Here is a 24,268-nt window from a genome sequence, read left to right on the forward strand (position 1 = left end):
TAATGCAGCAGCAAATTGTTGAAGAAATGAAAGTAAAGGTGTCAATTGACCCTGTTGAAGAGATCAAAAAACGTGTGGACTTTATTAAAGGTAAATTGCTTGAAGCTCACTGTAAATCGTTAATTCTTGGTATCAGTGGTGGTGTTGATTCGACAACTTGTGGTCGTTTAGCTCAACTTGCCGTAAACGAACTTAACCTTGAGACTCAAAGTTCTGATTATCAATTTATCGCAGTTCGTCTTCCTTATGGTATCCAACAAGATGAAGATGAAGCACAACTAGCACTCCAATTTATTCAACCGACCCACTCTATTAGTATTAATATTAAAGACGGTGTTGATGGTCTACATTCAGCTAATCACATCGCACTTAAAGATACGGGTTTATTGCCAACCGACAGCGTAAAAATCGATTTTGTAAAAGGTAATGTTAAGGCTCGTGCTCGTATGATTGCTCAATACGAAGTTGCAGGCTATGTCGGTGGTTTGGTATTAGGCACTGATCACTCTGCTGAAAATATTACGGGCTTTTATACTAAATTTGGTGATGGTGCGTGTGACTTAGCGCCTTTGTTTGGTTTAAATAAACGCCAAGTTCGTGAGGTTGCAGCGCAATTAGGTGCACCAGAGCAGTTAGTTAAAAAAGTACCAACTGCGGATTTAGAAGAGTTAGCACCACAGAAAGCGGACGAAGATGCTTTATCTGTTAGCTATGATCAAATTGATGACTTTTTGGAAGGTAAAAAAATTGATGCTGATGCAGAAGCTCGATTAATTAAAATCTACCAAATGTCTCAGCATAAACGTAAGCCTATCCCAACTATTTATGATTAATCATTAATAGTTGGTAATGGTATTTGATTAATGACTAAGGCTTCTTTTGAGGCTTTAGTCATCTTTTTTATACGATATTCGTATTTTAAAGCAATGGATTTATTTTCAACGTCGTGTTGCCAAACTAAGGTCAAAGGCCCTTTTCCTTTAAGGTATTTTGCCCCTTTCCCATTTTGATGCATTTTAAAGCGTCGTTCTAAATTATTAGTAATGCCGCAATACAAGCTACCTACCCGAGTTCTTATCAGGTAGATAAACCATGTGTTCTTTTTTTCAGTCATTATTTATCAAGTAAATTGTTGATAAGTTTCTTTAGTTCTTCTACTTCGAGTTTTAAATCAGCTACATCTGATTCGAGTGCCACAATACGTTCATTATCATGTGATTCTGAAGGTGCCTGTTGAACCGTTGCTGTTGCTTGACTGACTTCCCCACAGAATAAATGAGCAAAACGTGCTTCTCTTTTTCCTGGTTCTTTTGCTAATTTGATAACTTTAGGGCTGTGTTCATCTGCAGAAAGACCATTTAATACGTTTTCAACTTGAGCTACGTTATCAAATTCACATAAGCGCTGTGTTCTAGTACGAAGTTCGCCTGGTGTTTGCGGGCCACGTAAAAACAAAACACATAAAACAGCGAGTTCTTGCTTAGAGAGTTTAAGACTACCAAATTCGGTATTACAGAAACGGTGTTGGTATTTCGCTACACGTGAATTACCTCGTGTTTCATCAGTAATGATACGTTCTTGGATCAGTGCATTCACACTGTCTAGGACATCAGAATCCGCTAGTGATGTTACAGGGTCACGATTACTTTTTTGATTACAGGCAGTTGTTAATGCATTGAGAGTTAATGGATATTGCTCTGGTGTTGTGATTTCTTTTTCAATTAAACAGCCGATAATACGGATCTCAGTCTCGCTAAATATTCTCATTTTATCTTTTCCTTGCTTATAACCGCCTAAAATGACGTAAGTGTGAGCTAAGCGGTTAAAATATGTTATTAACTAATCAATTAGTAGATACGCTATATTCTATTCATGATAGTATTCTTAAGTTAAATTAATATCAATTGGAGAAACACTCATGGGCCTTTTTAGTAGTCGGTCTACCTCGGCATCTTTATCTATCGTTGCAAAAGGTTGCCGTATCATCGGTAATCTAGAATCAGAACAAAGCATCCAAATTGATGGCTATGTTCAAGGTAATATTGCAACTGAAGCTGAAGTGATTGTTACTCCTACTGGGAGAGTTCAGGGCGATATCAAAGCGGGATTAGTTTTGATTAATGGTTTGGTTGAAGGAACTTGCCAAGGTGGCGAAGTGAATATTCAAGCTAAAGGTAAATTTAAGGGAACCATGCAAACTCAGCATCTTACTATCGATAAAGGTGGTTTGTTAATTGGTGAAAACCTTGAAGTTGTTGAAGTTGAAAATGTAACTAAGATTTCTCCAAACAGAGACCTAGACAAAGAAGCAAGTGAAGATAGCTCAAAATCTGCGTAATACCATCTTTTTAACACTGTATTGATCTTGTTATTGTTTTCGCTATCGCATTTATGATTTAATCAAGATAGAAGCTATTAAATATTATAGGAAATTGAAATGAACAACGTTTTTGAAATCATCAACCAAGCTCGTCGTAAAAACAAACTGAAGCGTGAACTTCAAGACAACCAAAAGAAAATTCGTGATAACCAAAAGCGTGTAACGCTTCTAGAAAACATGCTTGATTACATTCACCCTACTATGACTACAGCTGAAGTTATTGCAGTTGTTGAAAACATGAAAGCTGACTACGAAGACCGTGTTGATGATCACATCATCAAAAGTGCTGAAATCTCTAAATCTCGTCGTGATATCAGCCGTAAGATCCGTGAACTTACAGAAGCTGATAAAAAAGCGAACAAATAATCGCTTATTTATGATGAAAAAAGGAGGCTAAATTTGCCTCCTTTTTTTTGTTTATACTTAGATATTATTTTTGGTTTAATCGCTCAGCCAAAGCTTCTGCAGTTACGTCTTCAACCGCTAGAAACATTGATTTGATTTCTCCAGTTGTACTTCGCATTGGATTCAATGTGACATTCTGATACATAAACTCACTTTGTTGAGTAATTGGTCGAACATTACGACAACGAAACAAGTACGGCTTTTGACGCCAAGTAATAAAACTTCTTGTTCCTAGTTCAAATACAGGTTTTGTTTTGGCCTTAAACCAAGCTTCGTTTATTTCTGGAAATAAATCGAACAATGATTTTGTCATCACATCATGGGCTTGCTTTCCACTATGATGCGTCATGAATCCATTCCATAAGTGCACATTAAATTCTTTATCGACTACGATTAGTCCGATATCGACGTTTTGCACCATATCGACCATCCAATGAAACTGTTCAAATTCAGCTGGGATCCCATTCATTATTCGTCATCCAATAGGTAAGCAAGTTTGTTGTCTAAAATTGGTAATGATTCATCAACTATCATTAATAGCATATCGCATTTAATTTGTGTGCCATCAATGTTATAGCTCACTTCAAAAGCCATGATACGGTTGAATGTCCCTTTGGTTGATTCAACAACACTATCTATAGAAATATGCTGACCAAGCAGTACTGGTGCACTTTGGAAAAAACGCACTTCTGCTTGCTCCCCAATCCCTTTAAGGAAAGCTCCGACCAAAATGTTTGAAACATCCATCAATAGCTCAAGCTCTAAACTTGCATCGTCACTTTCAGGGTAATCCATTAAGCTCAACAAATCGGATACGCTTGAATCACTTAATAAAATCAAAGCTTCACCAGCGATACCCTCACCACTAAACCCTTGGCACACACCTGACATATGTTCATTCGTCGCTAAGTGGCGTAATGTCATTTGTAATTCACTCATTTCGAATAAATTGACGTTTGGAAGTGGCATGTGCACAAATACATCAAAGTGTCTTGCTAATGAATCTGCTGCTCGCCCTATTGCTACGTTTGCCACCTCAAGATAAACATCTCGACGTCGCAACTGAATTGGTTGAACCGACTGCACTTGATAGCTTGCAGGTTTTTCTGGTTGAATACCAATATTATGTAATGTTGAGATTAAGGTCGCTTTATCTAATGGTTTTTTGATGAAGGCTTTTGCACCCAGTTCAGCAACTCGTTGTTGTGCTTTAGGTTGTATATCACCAGAAACAACAACGGTAGAAATGGCAATGTTACGTTTTTGAATTTCTTCAAGCGTACCGTAGCCATCTAACTCAGGCATGGTTAAATCAAGAAAAAGAATATCAAAGGTATTGGCTTCTAATTTATGAATAGCGTCCCAACCATGTTGAGCAAACTCGATATTTGCTCCCCATGATACAGGTATTACACGGGATAGTTGTTTACGAGCCAGAGCGGAATCGTCACAGATTAAGATGGAAATGGCCATCTATTTGAACCTTAATTAATAAATCTATTACTGCACTATAGCAAGGATTATAGGCCATGAATACGGTAAAGAATATATAAGACATGAAAAAGGAGCCTTAAAAGCTCCTTTGTCGTCAGTTACTTGATACTTTATTTAGGCTGTTCTCAAGTACTTCTTTAGTAATGGCTTCGAGATTTTTGCATCTTTAATCTTAAACCAAAGGTAAGTTGCAACAATGGAAAAGAATAAATATGAAACAGCAAAAATAAACGGTGATGAGATTAACTCTGCGTTCATACCAATGATCACGCCCGTTATGGTTACTGTAATTTTTGCGAATAAGCCTAAAACCAGCATTAACATTGCAAGTTGAGGATACTTGGTCGTTCGAAATGCAAACCAGTGACAGCACCCTACCGCTAATGTAGCAATACTTAAGCCTAAAATGAAAGAATGAAAATGCTCAGCAGCTGCAACACCACCGATAGTTGATATTAAAAAAATTAGAAGTAATTTCATAAACACCTCAAATGAAAAATTGGAGCATCCTTTCAAATTTGAAATCTTTGTTTCCGCTGCATTCTATCGCTTTTAATTTAAAATTCAAGTATGTAAAAAATGGATAATTGTTACATAGATGTTTCATTAATAGTGAATTGAAATGAACAACAAACCATAGATGCGATAGCTAATAGAAAAGTCTTATTATTGATGCATCATATGTTAATGAATGGTTAATTTTGATTAATTTAATAAGAGGAATATATTTATAAAATATTTGAAATGAGGCATAAAAAAAGCACCCTATTTCTAGGATGCTTTTAAAAAATAGATAAAACGCAGATTAAGCTTGAGTTGCTGCTACGTAGTTTTCTAATTCTGAAATTTGTACTGTAGTGATGTGTTTACCGTCTAGGTAGAATGCAACACTATCATCTACTTTTTCGCCACGAAGTACTTGTTGAGTACCATCTAGTAATGCAACGTGCATTTCAAGCGTGTTTGCATCGATTTGTTCAACAGCTGTGCTCTTAACGTTGTTGTTAACTTGTAAAGGTGCAACTGGTGCTTTTGTCATTGATGCGTCGATTTTGTCGTTAACTTTAAATACAGCACCGCCAACATCTTTATCTACGATCGCAGGGCTCTTACCTGTGATGATGTTTTTACCAGTCCAGAATTCGATTGAGTTAAAGATAAATAAGTCAGCTGCTGCTGAAATACCATAAACAGGAGCAAGTAGAATATAAAGTCCAGCACGGCCGTAACGGTTATCAACTGCTTTTAAGTTACCAAAAGTAACAAGTTGAGTAACACCCATTTGACCCATACAACCAGTTAAAGTAGTCACGCCTAGCGCCACTGCTACAGCTATTTTCATCTTTTTAAAGTTCATAATATTCTCTATTTATTAGTGTTGTTGTTAACGCACCGCATATTATCAAGTAATTATTTGTAAAAACAGACCCAACATCAATATTTTACAAAAAACTGACAGAATAATGCCGCATGATCGTCAAATATATGACGTCAATAAAAGTGAAATATTAGATTGAAAAAATGTGGTGTAATTTTCATACAACCTATTCCAATAAATAAAAAGTGCTGATAAACTCCGCGCAGTTTTACGTGACACGTGTCATATTTCTAAAAACAGCAGTTAATTATTCAAGAATTAATTGTAATAAACTTTCAACTCACTGAGAAAACGATGAAAAATATCGATAAAGCAATGCGTATCCTGCTAGCAGGCTTTTGCATTAACCTATGTTTAGGAATTCTTTACGCATGGAGCGTATTTAATAAAGCACTTGTAACTGATATGGGATGGACTGCGTCTCAAGCGTCTCAACCTTATGCGACTGCAACGATCACTTTTTCAATCTGTCTTTTAGTTGCCGGTATTCTTCAAGACCGCATGGGTCCTCGCTTAATTCTTATTTTCGGTACGGTTCTAGTTGGTCTAGGTATGATCGCTTCAAGCTTTGCTGAAACTGTATTCATGCTTAACATCACTTTCGGTATCATGACTGGTGCTGGTATTGGTTTTGGTTATGCATGTTTAGCTCCGTCTGCAATGAAATGGTTCCACCCTTCTAAGAAAGGTATGGTAAACGGCTTAATTGCTGCTGGTTTTGGTTTAGCTGCTATCTATTTAGCGCCTGTAACATCAGCGCTTATCTCTATGTATGGTATTCAAACAAGCTTTTTAGTTCTTGGTGTAGCCATTCTTATTATCGCTGTTCCTTTAGCGACAACGATCAATAACCCACCAGAAGGTTACCAACCAGAAGAGCCTAAAGTTAAAGCTGGTAAAGCGCCAGTAACAACTCGTAAGCCAATGGATCTAAACTGGAAAGCAATGCTTAAAACACCACAGTTTTACTCATTATGGATCATGTATGCGTTTGCAGCGTCAGCTGGTCTTATGATCATTGGTAACATCACAACAATTGCAAGCATGCAAGCAAACCTACCGAATGCGGTTTACTTAGCTTCTCTACTTGCTGTATTCAATTCAGGCGGTCGTGTTGCTGCTGGTATGCTTTCTGATAAGATCGGTGGTGTTAAAACATTACTTATCGCATTTGTGCTTCAAGGTGCGAACATGGCTCTATTTAGCATGTACGACAATGAAGTAATGCTAATCATCGGTACAGCTGTTGCTGCTGTTGGTTACGGTACACTGTTAGCCGTATTCCCATCACTTACTGCTGAGTTCTACGGTCTGAAAAACTACGGTACTAACTACGGTGTTCTATACACTTCATGGGGTATTGGTGGTGCTATCGGTGCTGCAGTTGTTGGTTTCTCAATGACTCAAGGTGGCGACTATGCTCTAGCGTACACCATCTCTGCTGCGATGGTTGGTGTTGCAATTATTCTAGCTCTAGTTACTAAGCCTATCTCTGAAGAGAAAGCACAACAACTAAGCCCTGCTACAGTTTAATATTATTCAATAAAATCAAAGCCCGTTTGCAATTGTAAACGGGCTTTTTTTGTTTTTTTCCTCTTTTATTATTACAATATAACTTATCTTGAATTTATTGGATTTGCCTATGTTCTCTAAACGCTCATTATTAATTGCCTTTGTTGTTATTTTCTCCGGTTGTGCCACGTACGCCACATATAACTACGATCAATTGTTTGGAGAGGAGCAAGTTCAAGAACGTATTCACGAATATAAGTCACCAGAGAGTATTGATTACCTTGATGATGTGAAACCTCTTATCGATAAACGCTGTGTGGTATGTCACGCCTGCTATGATGCGCCCTGTCAATTAAAAATGTCTTCAGCGGAAGGTATCGATCGTGGCGCGCATAAATCGAAAATTTATGAAGGAACACGTTTAGTTGCTGCAAATCCTACTCGCTTATTTGAGGATGCTCAAACGACGCAAGAATGGCGTGATATTGGCTTCTCTCCTGTACTTAATGAACGTGACCAAAATGAAATTGCAAACACCGAAGCTGGTGTTATGGCACGCATGCTGACTTTAAAACAGACAAATCCACTTGCTAAAGAGAAACAATTAACAGGTTATGATTTTTCTATCGATCGTGACCAACAATGCCCTACGATCGAAGAAATGTCTGATTATGAGAGTCAATATCCAAGCTGGGGTATGCCTTATGGAATGCCTGAGTTATCTAATTCAGAACACGATTTACTAATGAATTGGCTAGAGCAAGGCGCTCATATGAGTGATATTGCTCCGCTTTCGGATTCTGATATTGCAAATGTTGAAAAATGGGAAACCTTTTTCAATGGTAATTCATTAAAAGAACAACTTACCGCTCGTTACCTATACGAACACTTATTTTTAAATCATTTATATTTTACAAAAGATCCTAATACGTTACGCTTCTTTAAAGTTGTACGCTCGGCAACGCCTCCAGGTGAACCTTTATCACTTATCGCAACACGTCGCCCATATGATGATCCGGGTGTAGAACGTGTTTATTATCGTGTAGTTCCTGTCAGAAGTAGCATTGTTGATAAAACACATATGCCCTACTTACTTGATCAAGAACGTTTTGAAAAATGGACTAAGTGGTTTGTTACTGCAGATTATCAAGTAACATCGCTACCAAGTTACTCAACTGAAATTGCCGCTAATCCTCTAGTTACTTTTGTGGATCTACCCGTTCACTCGCGTTACAGCTATTTATTGGATGAAGCACAAGATACAATTCAAGGCTTTATTAAAGGTCCGGTTTGTCGTGGTCAACTTGCTCTTAATGTGATTAATGATCATTTTTGGGTTTTCTTTGTCGATCCAGACAAAACCGATAGTCCCGATGTGGTGAAGTTCTATCGTGAACAAAAAGAGAATCTTGCTTTACCTGCAGAGTTAGACAGTACAACAGTGCCAATTACAAGTTGGATTCAATATTCTCGAAATCAAGCAAGATATTTAGAAGCAAAAAATACGTATCTAAATAGTATCTTTTCTAATGGTCAGCACTTAACTCTCGATCTAATTTGGAATGGTAATCAAACTAATGATAATGCGGCATTAACTATCTACCGTCATTTTGATAGTGCTTCAGTTATTAAAGGATTAAATGGACCTACTCCAAAAACAGCTTGGGTAATTGATTATGCATTATTAGAGCGTATTCATTACCTATTGGTTGCTGGTTTTGATGTGTATGGTAATTTCGGCCATCAATTGATGACTCGTATGTACATGGATTTCTTAAGAATGGAAGGTGAAAGTAACTTTTTAGCTTTATTACCTAAGAAAATGCGTAAGGCTGAATTTGAAAGCTGGTATCAAGATCCATCACCTCAACTAAGTCGTTTCTTACAGCGTGATGTACAGCCATTTGAGCAGCCAACACAAATAAAATATATTTCTGATAATCCAAAAGATGAACTCTTTACTAAATTAAGAAAACGCATGGGTAGTGGTTTATCAACCGTTACAATGTAACTAATTCTGAGTTGGATAAATCGTCTCACATTGCTTTAAATAGTATTGATCGCATTCAAGGCGATGGACTGCAATACTTACCTCAAATCATGACGGTTAAAGTTGTGTCTAATAAAGGAAAAAGTGAATTTTTCACCCTATTAAATACAAGTGCGCATAAGAACATTTCTTCTTTATTTAATGAAGAAGGAAATCGTATTCCTAAACTTGACCGCTTGTCTATCCTATACGGTGTTGTAGGTAGTTACCCTGCTGCCTTTTTAGAAATTGAAGAATCTAAATTACCTGATTTTGTTAAACAATTAAGCAAAGTGGGTTCTGAAGAAGATTACGTCGCATTACTTGATGGCTATGCAATTAGACGCAGCTCAAATAAATTCTGGGCTTATAGTGACGAGTTAACAGAATGGTATAAAATGAAATATCCAATCGAAGCAGGTCTTTTAGATTACAATCGATTTGAAAATAGATAATTCTTATTTTTGAATATTGAAAAGTGAGTGTACACAGGAGACACTCACCTTTTTAGGGGTATTTTACTTGTTGGAACAAATATTTATACAATGCCTTCATGCATTTAGTGATGATTACAAAACCATTTGTAAGCATCATTACCCTACTATTCATAATCGCGGAATGTCACCATCACATCTAAGTTCTGCTTTTCATCGTCGACTAAAAGCGATCGTCCAAGCACAAGGTTACTCTTGTGAAATAACCCTTTTCTCGCATGATACAGAACATCAATTGTATGTTTTTTCATTACTGATTAATGATGAACGTATATGGATGATCTACCCTCAGTTTTTAAATGCAAAAACAGAAGCCAAAACACAAATATATGCGGCTATAGAAGAACTTAAGAAAAGTGATGCTTTATTATTGAATGACCACTTAATGGTATTGTGTGATCATTGGTTTGATAGAACAAGAAGCAGTAAAGAGTTGTATTTCTGGTGGACAGGCAAAATGCCTGAAGACAACGCGATGTATACTCACCAAGGCATTCATAACTTAATATCTGAAACCACACTCGATAAGCAATTAAATAACTTAAGCATGACATGTTTGAATCGCTCTATATATCATCCATTAGAGTCGAATCAACAACATGTCTTACTTAAATACTTTTTATGTTTTAGCCTTTTTCGTTATATTCATAACTAATGGCTTTACCCAAGACTTTCTTCACTATCCTTACTTGGATGCTCTATGTGAATAACCCCTTTACAGCCTAAATTTTCTATCTGCGTTTTATGTAGTTGAGTACTTAAATAAAAGCCGTATTGGTAAAGCGTTTCACCTTTTACTGATTTTATTTCTTTTCTATACACAATATCGCCAATCATTGCAGGAAATGAACGAATTCTCAGTTCACAACTGCCTTCTTGTAATTTACGTTCACTTGTAAAACCAAACCCTTTTTTAGATACATCCATTAATTTAACGCTAACAAAAGGCATCAATCTATGTGCCCAAAATATTTTAGCATTAACAGATTTTTTACACTCAAATCTGGGCCAACGGCGCTTTAATAAAAATTCCACATCTCACCTTGAGTTTGTCTTTATGCGCTTATTCTCAACAAAAACCGAGGATATTTCAACAAGATTATCAGTAAAATTATCATGAATGATACACTGTATAATGGATTATTTTTGATTTTGGTAAGATTATACAAACCATATATGTAAACAGCTTTTTATATTCATCGATATGAATGACTAAACATTCGTTCTTTAGTACGTTTGTGCAAGCTCAACTGGATACCCTCTTTCTATAGCAAACTGTTCGGCTAAATGACAAACATCATCATTAGATGGTTGAGTAAGTGTATTAATTTCTGTGCTTAATTTTATTGTTTGCGCAATTTGTTTTGCGCATTCAATAGCAGATGAGGCTTTTACTATCTCTGCTCTAAAATAACCATGGCCATCATAATTAATCGTCGCAGCTCTTAGTGTTATATCATCACCTGGAATTTGTTGAGCACCATATAACGGTTTTCCTGCTGTGGATGCAGTTTCAAACGAAGCAATAAATTGTGATAGATGCTTAATGGCTTTTTCGGTTCGCTCTTGCTGAATACTTTCTTTCCAACCATTCGTAATTTTATTGATGAATTTTTCTGGTAACTGTGGCTGAGAAGATAGCTCTGAAGAACGAGATAGCCCATCTTTAAATAAGGTAATTTCTTCTGTCATACCGTGTAATTGAAAATAACCATTAGGGTATGGAGTTAACTGTGCCATTCCTTTTGGAGTGCCTCTTTCTCCATGAAATATTACTTCTGGCCATTTTCCAAAAAAGTCACTATTCCAATGAGTCACATAAGCAGCTTTGAATTCAACCAACCTTTTGGTTTGCTGTTGTGCAAGATCATCTATGATACCGGTGCGAAATCCTGCACAATTGATGACATAATCAAAGTTACAATTGGTGACGGTGTCACTTTTTGAAATACTTAAAAACCAATTGCCATTATCTTGCTTATTTAATTTTTCAACTCGACTTAAAAGATGCAAATTTACATTGGATTGTTCACTGAGAACTAATTGAGCAGTTGATGCCATTCTAAATACACTTAGCCCATACTCTTGCACAATGACTACTGGGTATTTTATTTGCTCTAAATCTGTGGTTTTAGCGAATGGGATCATCCACTCTGTCATTGAGCGAGGTTGACTTGTTGGCTCAAGTTTTGCGATTTCAAATAATTCTTGTTTTGTAAACGTCGTGAAATAATCTTCTGGTCTACCAAATACTTCATTCTTTTTAGATTGTTCAATGAGTTGCTGATAGTGCTTTTGCAATAAATTTAAACGCGGTAAAAGATCGCTCGCTTCAGCTCTATCGTCTTTAGGTACTGCGATAATTGTCGGTCTAATATTTAATGAATGAGGGAAAAATTGAGCGGTTTGAATTGACTCTGTTAATAAAGCGATACATTGCTCATCAGAGATCTCACGGTACAAATTACCGCCGGCGTGTAAATGACAAATAGGTGGACCATTAACTAAACTGGTTCCTTGTTCAAAAAGATCAATTTCAATATCAAATTTTGACAGATACATTGCAATTGTTGAGCCTGCAACGCCACCACCAATGATGGCTACTTTCTTTTTTGAAGGTTTTTGTCCATTATTTTCCACAATCCAAGCAATATTTATATTAACCTGGCTATTTTACTTTGCGTCACAAAAAAATAATAGAATAGAGAAAGAAAAAGCTTGATCTATATGTATTGTACTTATAATTCAATAAGTTAAACTGTTATTCAAACAGTTACCCACAGAAATTGTGGATAACTGTGGGTAACTTTAACCCCACAAGGTTAATTTAATAATTCTGATAGCAACACCTAAGATAAGTAGGCTAATCCCAATTCGATACCACTTATATTCATTAACAGACATTTCAATTCGTTTTACAAACAGCATAACGGCACCACTTATGTCTGATGTTCTTCGAGAATACTGGGTTATTGAGACTAATATGCACACCATACCAATCAACATAAATAGATACTGTGCTATATCAATGAGAAATTCCATATTTACGCTCCTTACTGTGTTCTATGTAACTATCTCTTTTTTCATTGATTAAAGTAAATTAGCAAATAGTCTTATATATTTTCAGTATGCTGTTATAAAGAGGTACTTATTCATCCTTGTATTTTGTTATACTGCTCACAACTTTATTAGATTATGTGAATGTAATGGAACAGCTTGAAGCCAAACTAAAAAAATTAGAAAAACGAAACTACCGTAGTTATACCTCTATTAAAGGGGAATACGATTTTACCGACTTCACTCTGTATATCGATAATGTTCAATCTGATCCTTATGCACCACCAACACGTATTCGTGCAAAACGTGCATGGTCGCTAACCCATCTTCAATGGCTTCAAGAAACGTCACTTGATTATCAACGTGCTGCTCGTGATTTTTTAGCTCGCCACTTTAGTGAGTTATTAGAAAAAGATGCAACGCTTTCAATTGCGTTATCTGGTCAGACGGTTTTAGACCATACTTCAGTCATTTTTGATGATGAAGGTATCGAACTTCGTTACAACATTAATTTACCAGCTGATGGTCGTGAGATTTTAGCGAAAAAAGCGATTAATATTTTAACTTTCCATATGCCAAAATATGTACGCCGTACACTTTTAGCTCGCGAGCTTCCTATAGAAGAGTTAAAAGAACATTGTAAAGTTATCGTTGACCAAGTTGCTCTTCGTCGTCAGCTTTCTGAGCACGGCTTAGTTGCTTTTGTTGCTAATGGCAGTATTTTACCTCGAATTGCTGGTAATAATGATCGTCCAATGAAGGATGCGATTGCATTTCAAAGCCCTGAGTCGTTAGAAGTCGAGCTAATGACGCCTAACCGTGGCCCTGTAAAAGGCATGGGAATTCCAAAAGGCATCACGTTAATTGTGGGTGGTGGTTTCCATGGTAAATCAACACTATTGAATGCATTAGAACGCTCTATTTATGATCATATCCCTGGCGATGGTCGTGAATATATCGTAACAGAAGAATCTACAACAAAAATTCAAGCAGAAGATGGACGTTGTGTTCATAATTTGAATTTATCGAACTACATTAACCATTTACCTATGGGTAAAGACACAACATGCTTCTCAACTCAAGATGCATCAGGTTCTACATCACAAGCAGCATGGCTTCAAGAGTCACTAGAAGCTCAGGCTAAAACTCTTTTAATTGATGAAGATACGTCTGCAACCAATTTCATGATCCGTGATGAACGAATGCAAGCATTAGTAAATAATGGTGCAGAACCCATTACCCCTCTTGTCGATCGCATTGGTCAGTTACGTGATGAAATGGGTGTTTCTACAATTCTTGTTATGGGTGGCTCTGGTGATTACCTTGATGTTGCAGACACGGTTATCCAAATGCATGACTACCAAGCAGTTGATGTTACTTCAAAAGCGAAAGAAGTGGTTGTTTCACACCCTACTACGCGTGTGCGTGAAGGCTCGGACAATTTGCTACCAACCGAGATGCGTCAATTAAACCGTTCTTCCCTTCAAGCGATTCTTCAAGAAGGCAAGTTCCGTATTCAAGCGAAAAACAAAGATTCGTTACGTTTTGGTCGTGAATATATTGATATTACCGCTATCTCTCAACTTCAGTCTTCAGCGCAAGTTCATGCTATTGGTTGGATGTGGTTTCAGTTATCACAAACTCCAGGTTGGGAATCGAACCCTGTTGAGTTTATTGCTCAGCAACTTCATGATAATTGGTATGAAATGATGCCAAAGCACGGTGATTTAGCTAAACCGCGTGTTATTGAAGTAATGGCGGCACTTAATCGTATGCGTGTAGCTGAATTTAAATAGCAAATCACAACTTTTATAAAGCCTCCTTCTATAGGGGGCTTTTTTGTATACAATGCTTTTCTTTTAACAAATAACAATCAATTTGATTACAAATTAAACATTCAATAATGATTATCTACTGAATAAAAGTGAATAATTACTTTTTTTTAATGAATAGTATTCCACTTCATTAGAAAACAGTGTAATCTCCACTTTATTGAATGAATACGGAAATTTAGTGAATAATAATGCTAAGGAATAGCAGTTTATTAACTAGTGGTAATTTGAGAGATTTATGCAAAATTCAAGTGAGAGTGTACCAATGAGCAAGAAGAAGAATCTTCTAATGTTCCTTATCCCGTCATTAATCGGCTTGTTCCTTTTTATGGCACCAATAACCTATAACGGTGATATTACTATCCCAGTTGCCGTTTTAGCTAAATCAATTCAAGCTTTATTCGGTGAGCACCTAGTAGCTATGGTTACTGGCATCACTATGTTTATGGCAGTAGTAACTATCTTGTTTAAATTATTTAAACCAAGTTTTATTACCAGCAATGAATTCCTATTTGGTCTATTGAACCCAAGCCCACTTTGGTTCGTCGTTCGCCTAATTGGTGGTGCAGCGGCAGCAATGGTATTTTTTCGATTCGGTCCTGAAGCTATTTGGGAACCAAATACTGGTGGTTTAGTATTAAACGATTTACTTCCTGTTCTTTTTTCTGTATTCATTTTTGCAGGCTTATTATTACCTCTTCTTCTTAATTTTGGTTTACTTGAATTATTTGGTGCTTTGTTAAGTAAAGTGATGCGTCCAGTTTTCAATTTACCAGGTCGTTCAGCTATTGACTGTATGGCATCGTGGTTAGGTGATGGCTCTGTTGGTATTCTTTTAACAAGCAAACAATATGAAGGTAAGTTTTATACTCAGCGTGAAGCTGCTGTTGTTGGTACGACTTTCTCTGCAGTATCAATTACTTTCAGCCTTGTTGTTATTGCTCAAGTTGAACTAGAAAGTTATTTCTTACCATTTTATTTAACAGTATGTCTTGCTGGTGTTGTGGCTGCGATTATCATCCCTCGCCTACCACCATTAAGTCGCAAAAAAGATCTGTTCATTGATGGTACCGAACGTGATGCCGATGCTGAATTAATCCCAGAAGGATACACAACATTTTCTTGGGGTTTAGAGCAAGCGATGAACAAAGCCGCTAAAGTAACTTCTATTAGAGGCGTATTTGGTGAAGGCGTTAAGAATGCAGTAGATATGGTGTTTGGTGTATTACCTGTGGTAATGGCATTAGGTACTGTCGCTCTTGTTATTGCTGAATATACTTCTGTTTTCACTGTACTTGGTCAACCGTTTATTCCGTTCCTTGAATTACTAGGTGTTCCTGAAGCGGCTGCTGCATCTCAAACGATTGTTGTTGGTTTTGCTGATATGTTTATTCCATCAATCTTAGCGGCATCAATCGATAGTGAAATGACTCGTTTTGTGATTGCTGCAATGTCAGTTACACAGTTAATTTATATGTCTGAAGTTGGTGCTTTATTACTTGGTAGTAAGATCCCTGTAAACATTTTTGAACTGTTTGCTATCTTCATCTTACGTACTATTATCACACTTCCAGTAATTGCAGGTATGGCACATTTAATTTTCTAATTAAACGTCACTCTCACCTATTTAAAGCGATCTCTTATGAGGTCGCTTTTTTTTGACTTAAATACTCATAGAAGACAAATGATAATATTGGTGTGAATAATAATGAGAAAATGAAAGCTATTGGGCCTGAACGCTCATAGCTTTTAGCTATAACGGCGACCCCTAATGATAATGAAATATATATCCATAAAGAGAAGTAAATCATATAAGACCAACATGTTACACAATAAAAACAATGCTAGCGTTATATATCTTCTATACCATTAGTGATACTTGATTTGGTAAAATGTGCTGAATTATCAGCAATTATAGGATTTAACAAATTATGTTAGATTATTAGATAAAAAAAGGCTTAGTAATAAACCTAAGCCTTTCAATACTTATAATAAGTAAATGCTTATTTATAAAAAGCTTCAACTGTGCCTTTTAATTTAATTAGCATTGGTTGTCCACGACGATCAAGTGCTTTAGGTGAAGGGATCTTAACCCAACCTTCGCTGATGCAATATTCTTCAACATCAAAACGCTCTTTACCATTTAAACGAATACCAATGTGATGCTCAAAGCATTCAGCAACGTGGTGTGGGCTACGAGGATTGCCAGAAAGGTGGTCTGGTAAAGTTGGTTGAGTTTTAGCGTCGTTCATGTTCATGACCTATAAAATAAAAGTGCGTCATTGTAGTCAATCTAAGACTAAGTCACAAGTGCTCTTCATCAATATCATTTATGATACTTACCTAGCGGAGTTAATTTTTATTATTTCGTGTTCTAGCTGTTTTGTGATGGGCATCCTTAAATCTTTTTCCTATACTAGTCATAATATTAGATGAACAATATGGAGATAATGCAAATGGATACAACGTCACTCATCTATAACACTCTCACAAATTTAGCAACTGCAGAGCCGACTCAATGCGCTCAAATTCGACAAAAACTGTATGATGAACTTAATTTATCATTTGATAAAAAGTTTGCATTATATTCAAGTGTGCTTGGTCCGGTGAGCGCAGGAAGGATTGACGATCTTAATGATGCAGTTAATAAAGCTCGTGCTATTCTAGAAGATAAAAATTATTGATGCTGTAATACGTCATTCTAGCCTTTTAATTAAGGCTAGAAATCCGTTTGTAAATAATGAGGCTTGTCTTGTTAAAAAGTGCTCAGTATTTTTATCGAGCTAATTTTATTATCAAACCCTTTCGCATTCCCTTCCCCACTTTTACGAGTATAAAAACCACCAGTATAGTTTTTACCTTCATAAAAACGAACAGTCCAACCTGATGGGATATCATAAGAAGACATTCTATCGTCAAAATTGTAATCACTTAAATCAGGTTCATTATGCTCAATACTTATCGATGACCCCATTTGATTACTGTGACTGTAAATCTCCATGCTCTTATTTGTGTTTGATTCTAAACCAAGCATGATTGTTGATTGGTTGCATTTCGCTTCGCGAGACTTACAAAAAATACTATCTTCACCTTGAGATTTTTCACAGCGTCGTTGTACTTTATAACGTGCAATATCCTCTGTTATTCCTGCTTCTGCAAAAATGTCTTGGAACGGTTGAAGAGTACAGATGTATATCCGGCTCTCGTTATCAGAATCAAAATTAAATCCAGCATAAGAAGCTGAACTCAAACCTAAAAGAGTGGTTAAAATGATTATTTTTTTCATGATTACTATCTACCACAGCAAATACATTGCCATCATAAAGCACCCAAAAAGCCACCAAAAAACTGATGGGAAGATTATCGTAACGCAAGATATATTAGAACAATATGACTGAATTTCAAACGGTTATATTATTAATTATTCGATAACCTAGAGATGCATCAACATTACTTCTCTGTGAATTAAATACTCTTTTTGTTAAATTGGTCTTGTCATAATTAATGGGTTTGAATTTAGTGTTTCGCAGTCTTTGTATAAATCAGCAGATAATTGGCGAAAAGCCGCTTGTTTAATATATGATGTTTTAAAGGCAATCATTGCTTCTTCTATCTTATTAGAATATATAGGGGTAATAGACACATTATTCCACTGATAATTAACATCGGTAACGTACACATTTAACGCATCATAAGGTAATTGAAATACTAATGTTTGATTGCAAGGAGTAAAGGTTCCCAAAGGCGTCCCACTTGCATCTTGTGCTTTAGTGGACGTAATAGCGATAAAACTCCCCGCTTTAGCTGACCCTACAATATACCGTCTATCTTTTGTATATTGATAAGACAAAGAGGAAAACCAATCTTCTTTAAAAACCGCATTTTCAAAGTCAATTTTACCTAATGACAATTTGATATCATAAATACTCGTAATGTTACCTATAACAAAGTTCACATTATGTAATTCTGTTTCTTTTTCAGTTACCACTTCGGTTTTCGTCGTTGAACATCCACTTAGGGCCAAGATCAGGGCTAAATTAAACATCCTTGCTAACATGTAAGCACCTTATACGTATAAAAGCTTATTGATTTAAATTAATTAAATCTTATAACATTGCTAAATACCTAACAGGTATAAAAATGTGAACTGATTCGAATATATTCAATAACACGGTAACCCCGAACAGCTCTCTTAACTATAAAAAAAGGGACTCAATGACTCGAATGAGTCCCAAATCTGTAATATCCATTTACAGTAATACTTATAAATAAGGAGTAAATACACCTTATCACTATGTCATTTATTAACCAACTATTAAATAAAACAGGTTTTCCTCCTTAATTTACTTATTTCAGGTTGTTTAGGGAATTATGAAATTTGTCCTGAAATAACAAATAGTATTTCAAGCAAGCTAGATACAATCAAATCAAAAAATACATAGAAAAGTTCATCATTGATATAAGTAGTCATTTAATTACCTCGCCTTTAGTTATCATGTTGGAGATTATTAGAAAATCACGGAAATACAACTTCAGTAACTGTAAAATATTACAGTCTTAATGATTTTAATATTTGTATTAGTACCTAATTTCAGGGGGTAGCATACTGATATTAAAGATTATTACAACTCTTACTTGATGCTTTTATACTGTTATTATTTAATAAGTTTCTTGTTACTTATTTGCATTTAAAGAAAGGGGTAAATCTATTATTGGAAACTATAAATATTTGCATTAATCATTGACATTACACTAAGGGGAGAGTTTAAAGTTAACTCAAATATACAAATTGATTAATGAGGTAACTTATGGGATGTTGTAATAAAACACCAAATGGTGGAGCCCCTCTAGGGTTATTATTAAAAGTAATTTTTTGGATTGGACTTTTTATATTTTTGATCGCTTTATGGCAGTAAGCTTAATGAGTTCAATCGTAATGATTGTTCACATATACTAAAAACTAAAACGCAAAAACAACTTATAGAATCAAGTAATTTTTCTATGAAAATAGTGACATATGAAATTGAAAAAATTCATATTTACGACGATTCGGTCATAGTCAAAATTGACGTATTAAAACGATAAACACCCGGCAAAATGAGATTGTCGAGTGTAGCAAATCGTGTTGATGCATTTGTTATATTGCCATATCTGAAATTGCTAATTGAACAGCTTGAGCTGCATGAATTTCAGTTGTGTCGTATAATGGGACTTCTGTATGCGCTTGCTGAATAAGTAGAGCTATTTCAGTACAACCTAAAATAACAGCTTCAGCGCCCTGCTCATGCAAACTTTTAACGATACTTAAATACTTTTCTCTTGAGTCAGAGTTAATAACGCCTCTGCACAATTCATCGTAAATAATGTTATGAACAGTCGTACGATCATTCTCTTCTGGTACAACAACTTCAATACCAAATTTTTCGACCAAGCGACTTTTATAGAAATCCTGCTCCATAGTAAAACGAGTACCAAGCAGCCCAACTTTTTTAATGCCATCAATAACCAATTTATTAGCTGTTGCATCGGCAATATGAAGAATTGGGATTGATATGCTACTTTCAATTTCAGGCGCAACTTTATGCATTGTGTTAGTACAAATAAGTAGGAAATCAGCTCCACCAGCTTCAACCGATTTTGCAGCTTCTGAAAGTATTAATGCAGTTTCATCCCACTTACCTTGATGTTGTAACTTTTCGATGTCATCAAAATTTACGCTGTATAGGCAGATTTTCGCAGAATTAAGGCCACCAAGTTCATCTTTTATGCCTTCATTAATAACTTGCAGTGGATTCCCAACTCATGCCACCTAACATTCCAATTGTTTTCATCTTGTACTTCATTCCTTAAAAGTAATATAACGCGTATATAATACGTTTTCTGCCATGCAAACTTACCACTAAATACGGTAAACACAAAGGAATTAGAATGCAGCAAAACCTGTTAATTCATTTGTTATGTGACTTTATTCCATTAGTAATTTAGGCCAATTTACATCAGCTTTAACAACATTACCTTTGATGTCTTTTCTCCAAGTCTTTTGGACTGATTTACTATAATTAAGGTACAGTTTACCTTCAAAAATATCCCAAGCATTAGGGTCTATTTTTGCTGTATAACCTTCACTCACGGCCCACGCGCAGTAACCACCATATTGAGGTGCATATATTGTAGGATTAGATACAAATAGTTTAAGATTGTTTTGTGAAGAAAAGTACCATTTTGAACCATTCCATTTGTAAGTAATATTTTTGTTACCTTTTATAGCTTGGCTTTCTGTAAAGTATGCGACGGGATCATACCCTTTGATAGCTTTACCGAAAAAGTCACTGTTTACAGGCTCAACTGAAAAAGCAGGTGTGAGTAAACCTAACCATAAAAAGAATGTAAATATTAATTTTGTATAATGACTCATATTAACTCCCTGATTTAACGAATAGATAAACTAAATAAAAATTTTAGGAATTACATAACGGCTAACAACATTTGACCATTTTAATGTGAGGAACACCTGTTACTTTAGCTATATAAGAATTCCCTATCGTTTCAAAGCCAATTTTTTCATACATTACTACTGCATGTAATCTAGCATGTAAAAACACTTCTTCAGCTTCTTTTCCAAAGCTAAATTTACTAACTCTGATAAAATTCTAGTCCCTAAACCCTTACCTTGCATTTTGGGTTGTACAACCATCTGGGATATTTTAAAAATACCTTTTGCAATTTCACTTAACCGACCATACGCATATAACTCGCTCTTCTCAACGATAGCTACATGAGTACTATTTTCTTCCAAATCATCAATTAGAATTTCTTTTGGTAATCCTGGTTCGCGAAAAAATAAATCGTATCGTAAATTTAAGACTTGTTGATATATATCATCCGTACTTTGTAAGTTGATAATTTCCATTTTTCCTCCTTTTTCATAACACCGGTCAACTTATAATGATAATCATACTCGAAATTAAAAGCGCCGAATGTTGTAAATAGCGTGTTGATGGCTTTGTTATATGCACTGCTTAACTAAACTGCTAGCTAATTGTTTAGTCTCTGATAAGTTTTGATACCAGTTATTAAAAACCAATTGAAATTCAGTAAAAGTCATAGTACCAAAATCATAAAATTTGTATCGATTTAATACATCGATCACTTTATCTCTATTAATTAATTGAGACGTAAATCTGACTGCTGTTACATGAGCTGTACTAAGTCTATATCTGCTATCAATCGTGGTGTGTAATAAAGATTCTTGATATCTATTTCTCAATTTATTTCGTAACTCATTTAAACCTTCTCCAATAGGAAATCCTTGAATTAAAATGCAAGATGTTGATATTGTTATTCATTCAAATTTAATACTTATCGATTCTGTGTCTTGCATGCATTGTTTGAAAATTTGAACATATGAAAAGGTATCGATATCAGCCAGTTGGAATCCAGATATGCAGCTAATAATAGAGAGAATAGTTAAATGTAATTCTTCTTCAGGATAGTAATATTGCTTAGGTTCGACTTTCTTTAATTCACATAAGAATTCAGTTATTTTTCGGCTAACTTTACTCTCATTATTTTGTAGATAAGTTAAAGCCGTGATACCTCTTCGAGTATCGTTAGGGTCACTAATTAACTTATCAATATTGCACTGTCCGCTTTCTATTTTTGAATACGAAGAATCCCACATTTCATCATAAATTCTCTTTAGCACAGAATTGACCTCACTAAATTAACGTATAAGCTTGTATAGCACCTTTACTTACTATGCAGGTTAGGCTCAAATTGGTAAACCCAAAGAAATCTAGAATGCCGAGTGTAGCAAATCCAGTTGACGCATTTGTTAATTATGTGCCAAAGTGACACGGAACTTGTCAGCGTATAATAATTAAACTACAATTTATTTGTGCTACTTTGACACTGAATGGAGATTATTATGGCAACTGCATTACCTCGTATTACAGCACGTGTAGATATTGATACACAAGAACTACTATCTCAAGCTGCGGCTATTGCTGGTATGTCTAGTATTAACTCATTTGTGCTTAGTGCGGCTGTAGAAAAAGCTAAAACTATTATGGAACGTGAACGTGCTCTACAACTAAGTCAGCAAGATTCTATGACGTTAATGACTGCGTTAGACCAACCAGGTAAACCAAATAGCAATTTACAAAAAGCAGCTTCACGTTATATGGATAAAACTCAATAATGAATACTGTCCAATTAGAAAAAGCTAAACATGACCGAAGTCGTTTTGATTGTGGCATTACCGCATTCAATAATTACTTAAAAGTTATGGCAAGCCAACAAGCTAAGAAAGACAATACTCGTACCTTTGTTCTTGAAGATAAACAATGTCCTGAACATATTATTGGTTATTACACATTAACCATGACACCTATTGATATTCAGGATTTACCTTCTAAATTACAAAAGAAACATCACAGTGTAACTTCTGGTGGTTTAATTGCCCGCTTAGCCGTCGACCATAGATACAAAGGTCAAGATTTCGGTGAGTGGCTTTTGATTGATGCGCTTAGAAAACTATTAATGGCAAGTGAAACAGTGGCCTTCCCTGTTGTCATTGTTGATGCAAAAGATGGCGCTGAATATTTCTATGAAAAATACGGTTTTACCGCATTCAAAGACGCTGATAACAAACTGTTTATTACAATTGCAGACATTAGAGCTAGTATCGGTGAATTAATTTAAACCGAGAAGCAGTTAACGCCGCAATAACACGTTTGCTACTATGCAATTATACTCAAAATTGACGCCTTAAAACGAGATACACCCGACACCTGAGATGCCGAGTGTAGTAAATTGTGTTGATGCATTTGTTATATTTTTTACCTGAGAACAACGCAACACATCCTATCATTTCCACTTTTACATCCGTAAAGTGCTCGTTTAACGATGCCACTAATGATTTTAAGTCATCGTTATAGTTACTAAATATTCCTTTTTTATTGTAAACACCCATCAATTTTTTAGCGAAAAAGTTTAGTTTTGTATCCTTGCCCAAAATTGTACTACCAAACAAAACCCCACCATCATTCAGATGTTCTTTTAGATGCTTAAACATAATACCCTTATCAATCAAATTTCCAGGTAAACAATGAAGCAAGTAATTAACACTAATTGAGTCAAATTTATCGATATTTAACTCAAGAGGCTCAAGTACGTCCCCGCAGTAAACCTCAGGTTGGAAATGATTTATTGCTTTTGAAGTTGTATCAAGACTATTTTGATTTAAATCTAGCAAAGCGATACGTTTTGTTGATTGAGGTAGATAATTCTTGAGGTAATAACCTGAGCCAACACCAACATCTAAATGATTAGATGAAACTAACATTGAAAATTGTTCGCTAATAAATCTAGTTGGGCATTTCCAAAAATAGTTATTTGAGACTCCTAAAACCCAGAAATCATATATTGAGAGTACTTTCTTCGAGTAGACAGCTTGTCCAGCAACTGTGGATTCTTTATTCATTTTTAATTTCATATAGTTATAAATTATCAAACTTCAATTTATACTAAAAAATAAAGATAGCAAATCTTACCAGAGATAAAAAATATAACGCCTGCATAACACGTTTGCTACCAGGCAGATTAAACTCAAATTTACCACTTGATACGGTAAACCCAAAGAAACCTAGAATGCCGAATGTAGCAAATCGTGTTGATGCATTTGTT

Annotated in this window: 26 protein-coding genes and 2 pseudogenes; 11 read left to right on the forward strand and 17 right to left on the reverse strand. The window is 35.5% G+C overall.

Features of this window, described 5'->3' with window-relative positions:
• Positions 1-2 precede the first annotated feature (2 nt).
• Positions 3-833 (forward strand): ammonia-dependent NAD(+) synthetase, encoded by an 831-nt coding sequence (gene nadE, locus AAFX60_016930; protein XDF80065.1) that lies wholly within the window; start codon positions 3-5, stop codon positions 831-833.
• Here nadE and AAFX60_016935 read toward each other — a convergent pair.
• Together AAFX60_016935 and AAFX60_016940 are read right to left on the reverse strand one after the other, a co-directional pair.
• A complete protein-coding gene (locus AAFX60_016935; protein ID XDF80066.1) occupies positions 830-1,114 on the reverse strand; it encodes a GIY-YIG nuclease family protein in 285 nt (94 codons plus the stop codon). The genes nadE and AAFX60_016935 overlap by 4 nt on opposite strands.
• Positions 1,114-1,767 (reverse strand): DUF480 domain-containing protein, encoded by a 654-nt coding sequence (locus tag AAFX60_016940; protein ID XDF80067.1) that lies wholly within the window; start codon positions 1,765-1,767, stop codon positions 1,114-1,116. Before AAFX60_016940 ends, AAFX60_016935 begins: the two co-directional genes overlap by 1 nt.
• 151 nt (positions 1,768-1,918) lie before the next feature.
• Between AAFX60_016940 and AAFX60_016945 the strand changes: the two genes are divergently transcribed.
• Together AAFX60_016945 and AAFX60_016950 are read left to right on the forward strand one after the other, a co-directional pair.
• Positions 1,919-2,338 carry a polymer-forming cytoskeletal protein gene (locus AAFX60_016945; GenBank protein ID XDF80068.1) on the forward strand — a complete coding sequence of 140 codons (420 nt, stop codon included), beginning with the start codon at positions 1,919-1,921 and terminating at the stop codon, positions 2,336-2,338.
• 99 nt (positions 2,339-2,437) lie between these two features.
• A complete protein-coding gene (locus tag AAFX60_016950) occupies positions 2,438-2,746 on the forward strand; it encodes a DUF496 family protein (GenBank protein ID XDF80069.1) in 309 nt (102 codons plus the stop codon).
• A gap of 64 nt (positions 2,747-2,810) precedes the next feature.
• Here the strand turns inward: AAFX60_016950 and AAFX60_016955 are convergent, their stop codons facing one another.
• The 4 genes from AAFX60_016955 to AAFX60_016970 form a co-directional block, all read right to left on the reverse strand.
• Positions 2,811-3,254, reverse strand: coding sequence for a PAS domain-containing protein (locus AAFX60_016955; GenBank protein ID XDF80070.1), 444 nt, complete (start codon positions 3,252-3,254; stop codon positions 2,811-2,813).
• Positions 3,254-4,258 (reverse strand): response regulator, encoded by a 1,005-nt coding sequence (locus tag AAFX60_016960; protein XDF80071.1) that lies wholly within the window; start codon positions 4,256-4,258, stop codon positions 3,254-3,256. The genes AAFX60_016955 and AAFX60_016960 overlap by 1 nt, the downstream gene beginning before the upstream one ends.
• A gap of 135 nt (positions 4,259-4,393) precedes the next feature.
• Complete coding sequence (locus tag AAFX60_016965; protein ID XDF80072.1) at positions 4,394-4,759, reverse strand: NADH:ubiquinone oxidoreductase; 366 nt, start codon at positions 4,757-4,759, stop codon at positions 4,394-4,396.
• Between the two features lie 325 nt (positions 4,760-5,084).
• Positions 5,085-5,636, reverse strand: a complete 552-nt coding sequence (locus AAFX60_016970) for a DUF3332 domain-containing protein (GenBank protein ID XDF80073.1) — start codon at positions 5,634-5,636, stop codon at positions 5,085-5,087.
• A gap of 315 nt (positions 5,637-5,951) precedes the next feature.
• Between AAFX60_016970 and AAFX60_016975 the strand changes: the two genes are divergently transcribed.
• From AAFX60_016975 to AAFX60_016985, 3 genes and pseudogenes are all read left to right on the forward strand, one after another.
• Positions 5,952-7,190, forward strand: coding sequence for an OFA family MFS transporter (locus tag AAFX60_016975; GenBank protein XDF80074.1), 1,239 nt, complete (start codon positions 5,952-5,954; stop codon positions 7,188-7,190).
• A gap of 109 nt (positions 7,191-7,299) precedes the next feature.
• Positions 7,300-9,653, forward strand: a pseudogene (locus AAFX60_016980) (fatty acid cis/trans isomerase).
• Between the two features lie 67 nt (positions 9,654-9,720).
• The gene (locus AAFX60_016985) at positions 9,721-10,347 is read left to right on the forward strand and encodes a hypothetical protein (GenBank protein XDF80075.1); all 627 of its coding nucleotides are present in this window, start codon (positions 9,721-9,723) and stop codon (positions 10,345-10,347) included.
• A gap of 5 nt (positions 10,348-10,352) precedes the next feature.
• Here the strand turns inward: AAFX60_016985 and AAFX60_016990 are convergent, their stop codons facing one another.
• The 3 genes from AAFX60_016990 to AAFX60_017000 form a co-directional block, all read right to left on the reverse strand.
• Positions 10,353-10,727 (reverse strand): hypothetical protein, encoded by a 375-nt coding sequence (locus AAFX60_016990; protein ID XDF80076.1) that lies wholly within the window; start codon positions 10,725-10,727, stop codon positions 10,353-10,355.
• A 192-nt stretch (positions 10,728-10,919) separates the two neighbouring features.
• Positions 10,920-12,335 (reverse strand): FAD-dependent oxidoreductase, encoded by a 1,416-nt coding sequence (locus tag AAFX60_016995; GenBank protein ID XDF80151.1) that lies wholly within the window; start codon positions 12,333-12,335, stop codon positions 10,920-10,922.
• Between the two features lie 165 nt (positions 12,336-12,500).
• Positions 12,501-12,734, reverse strand: coding sequence for a hypothetical protein (locus AAFX60_017000; protein ID XDF80077.1), 234 nt, complete (start codon positions 12,732-12,734; stop codon positions 12,501-12,503).
• Positions 12,735-12,898: 164 nt separating this feature from the next.
• Between AAFX60_017000 and AAFX60_017005 the strand changes: the two genes are divergently transcribed.
• The gene (locus AAFX60_017005) at positions 12,899-14,545 is read left to right on the forward strand and encodes an ABC-ATPase domain-containing protein (GenBank protein ID XDF80078.1); all 1,647 of its coding nucleotides are present in this window, start codon (positions 12,899-12,901) and stop codon (positions 14,543-14,545) included.
• A 274-nt stretch (positions 14,546-14,819) separates the two neighbouring features.
• Positions 14,820-16,187, forward strand: a complete 1,368-nt coding sequence (locus AAFX60_017010) for a YjiH family protein (GenBank protein ID XDF80079.1) — start codon at positions 14,820-14,822, stop codon at positions 16,185-16,187.
• Positions 16,188-16,584: 397 nt separating this feature from the next.
• Here the strand turns inward: AAFX60_017010 and AAFX60_017015 are convergent, their stop codons facing one another.
• Entirely contained in the window at positions 16,585-16,839 is a 255-nt protein-coding gene (locus AAFX60_017015; protein ID XDF80080.1) for a DUF3297 family protein, read from the reverse strand.
• A 198-nt stretch (positions 16,840-17,037) separates the two neighbouring features.
• Here AAFX60_017015 and AAFX60_017020 point away from each other — a divergent pair, with 198 nt between their 5' ends.
• Positions 17,038-17,265, forward strand: coding sequence for a PAS factor family protein (locus AAFX60_017020; protein ID XDF80081.1), 228 nt, complete (start codon positions 17,038-17,040; stop codon positions 17,263-17,265).
• A gap of 71 nt (positions 17,266-17,336) precedes the next feature.
• Here AAFX60_017020 and AAFX60_017025 read toward each other — a convergent pair whose 3' ends face one another.
• From AAFX60_017025 to AAFX60_017050, 6 genes and pseudogenes are all read right to left on the reverse strand, one after another.
• Complete coding sequence (locus AAFX60_017025) at positions 17,337-17,867, reverse strand: beta/gamma crystallin-related protein (GenBank protein XDF80082.1); 531 nt, start codon at positions 17,865-17,867, stop codon at positions 17,337-17,339.
• Positions 17,868-18,062: 195 nt separating this feature from the next.
• Positions 18,063-18,638, reverse strand: a complete 576-nt coding sequence (locus AAFX60_017030; protein XDF80083.1) for a hypothetical protein — start codon at positions 18,636-18,638, stop codon at positions 18,063-18,065.
• Between the two features lie 1,080 nt (positions 18,639-19,718).
• A pseudogene (locus AAFX60_017035) lies at positions 19,719-20,412 on the reverse strand (aspartate/glutamate racemase family protein).
• Positions 20,413-20,546: 134 nt separating this feature from the next.
• Positions 20,547-20,996, reverse strand: coding sequence for a YHS domain-containing (seleno)protein (locus AAFX60_017040; GenBank protein ID XDF80084.1), 450 nt, complete (start codon positions 20,994-20,996; stop codon positions 20,547-20,549).
• Positions 20,997-21,152: 156 nt separating this feature from the next.
• The gene (locus AAFX60_017045) at positions 21,153-21,491 is read right to left on the reverse strand and encodes a GNAT family N-acetyltransferase (protein ID XDF80085.1); all 339 of its coding nucleotides are present in this window, start codon (positions 21,489-21,491) and stop codon (positions 21,153-21,155) included.
• Positions 21,492-21,923: 432 nt separating this feature from the next.
• On the reverse strand, positions 21,924-22,286 hold the full coding sequence (locus AAFX60_017050; GenBank protein XDF80086.1) for a hypothetical protein: 363 nt from the start codon (positions 22,284-22,286) through the stop codon (positions 21,924-21,926).
• Positions 22,287-22,508: 222 nt separating this feature from the next.
• Here AAFX60_017050 and AAFX60_017055 point away from each other — a divergent pair, with 222 nt between their 5' ends.
• Both AAFX60_017055 and AAFX60_017060 read left to right on the forward strand, forming a co-directional pair.
• Entirely contained in the window at positions 22,509-22,781 is a 273-nt protein-coding gene (locus tag AAFX60_017055) for a DUF1778 domain-containing protein (protein XDF80087.1), read from the forward strand.
• Positions 22,778-23,284, forward strand: a complete 507-nt coding sequence (locus tag AAFX60_017060) for a GNAT family N-acetyltransferase (GenBank protein XDF80152.1) — start codon at positions 22,778-22,780, stop codon at positions 23,282-23,284. Before AAFX60_017055 ends, AAFX60_017060 begins: the two co-directional genes overlap by 4 nt.
• Before the next feature lie 52 nt (positions 23,285-23,336).
• On the opposite strand, the gene AAFX60_017065 is transcribed toward AAFX60_017060, so the two are convergent.
• Positions 23,337-24,065 (reverse strand): class I SAM-dependent methyltransferase, encoded by a 729-nt coding sequence (locus AAFX60_017065; protein ID XDF80088.1) that lies wholly within the window; start codon positions 24,063-24,065, stop codon positions 23,337-23,339.
• Positions 24,066-24,268: the final 203 nt, after the last annotated feature.

This window comes from Aliivibrio fischeri (assembly GCA_038993745.2).
In the GTDB taxonomy this organism is placed as follows: domain Bacteria; phylum Pseudomonadota; class Gammaproteobacteria; order Enterobacterales; family Vibrionaceae; genus Aliivibrio; species Aliivibrio fischeri_B.

Bases quoted from the DNA above. Each gene is read 5' to 3' on its own strand.
- AAFX60_016955 (XDF80070.1), bottom strand. From the start codon at position 3,254: ATGAATGGGATCCCAGCTGAATTTGAACAGTTTCATTGGATGGTCGAT.
- AAFX60_017040 (XDF80084.1), bottom strand. From the start codon at position 20,996: ATGAGTCATTATACAAAATTAATATTTACATTCTTTTTATGGTTAGGT.
- AAFX60_017015 (XDF80080.1), bottom strand. From the start codon at position 16,839: ATGAACATGAACGACGCTAAAACTCAACCAACTTTACCAGACCACCTT.
- AAFX60_017000 (XDF80077.1), bottom strand. From the start codon at position 12,734: ATGGAATTTCTCATTGATATAGCACAGTATCTATTTATGTTGATTGGT.
- AAFX60_016965 (XDF80072.1), bottom strand. From the start codon at position 4,759: ATGAAATTACTTCTAATTTTTTTAATATCAACTATCGGTGGTGTTGCA.
- AAFX60_017025 (XDF80082.1), bottom strand. From the start codon at position 17,867: ATGAAAAAAATAATCATTTTAACCACTCTTTTAGGTTTGAGTTCAGCT.
- AAFX60_017020 (XDF80081.1), top strand. From the start codon at position 17,038: ATGGATACAACGTCACTCATCTATAACACTCTCACAAATTTAGCAACT.
- AAFX60_016950 (XDF80069.1), top strand. From the start codon at position 2,438: ATGAACAACGTTTTTGAAATCATCAACCAAGCTCGTCGTAAAAACAAA.
- AAFX60_016945 (XDF80068.1), top strand. From the start codon at position 1,919: ATGGGCCTTTTTAGTAGTCGGTCTACCTCGGCATCTTTATCTATCGTT.
- AAFX60_016970 (XDF80073.1), bottom strand. From the start codon at position 5,636: ATGAACTTTAAAAAGATGAAAATAGCTGTAGCAGTGGCGCTAGGCGTG.
- AAFX60_016940 (XDF80067.1), bottom strand. From the start codon at position 1,767: ATGAGAATATTTAGCGAGACTGAGATCCGTATTATCGGCTGTTTAATT.
- AAFX60_016975 (XDF80074.1), top strand. From the start codon at position 5,952: ATGAAAAATATCGATAAAGCAATGCGTATCCTGCTAGCAGGCTTTTGC.
- AAFX60_017010 (XDF80079.1), top strand. From the start codon at position 14,820: ATGCAAAATTCAAGTGAGAGTGTACCAATGAGCAAGAAGAAGAATCTT.
- nadE (XDF80065.1), top strand. From the start codon at position 3: ATGCAGCAGCAAATTGTTGAAGAAATGAAAGTAAAGGTGTCAATTGAC.
- AAFX60_016960 (XDF80071.1), bottom strand. From the start codon at position 4,258: ATGGCCATTTCCATCTTAATCTGTGACGATTCCGCTCTGGCTCGTAAA.
- AAFX60_017005 (XDF80078.1), top strand. From the start codon at position 12,899: ATGGAACAGCTTGAAGCCAAACTAAAAAAATTAGAAAAACGAAACTAC.
- AAFX60_017065 (XDF80088.1), bottom strand. From the start codon at position 24,065: ATGAATAAAGAATCCACAGTTGCTGGACAAGCTGTCTACTCGAAGAAA.
- AAFX60_016935 (XDF80066.1), bottom strand. From the start codon at position 1,114: ATGACTGAAAAAAAGAACACATGGTTTATCTACCTGATAAGAACTCGG.
- AAFX60_017045 (XDF80085.1), bottom strand. From the start codon at position 21,491: ATGGAAATTATCAACTTACAAAGTACGGATGATATATATCAACAAGTC.
- AAFX60_017055 (XDF80087.1), top strand. From the start codon at position 22,509: ATGGCAACTGCATTACCTCGTATTACAGCACGTGTAGATATTGATACA.
- AAFX60_017030 (XDF80083.1), bottom strand. From the start codon at position 18,638: ATGTTAGCAAGGATGTTTAATTTAGCCCTGATCTTGGCCCTAAGTGGA.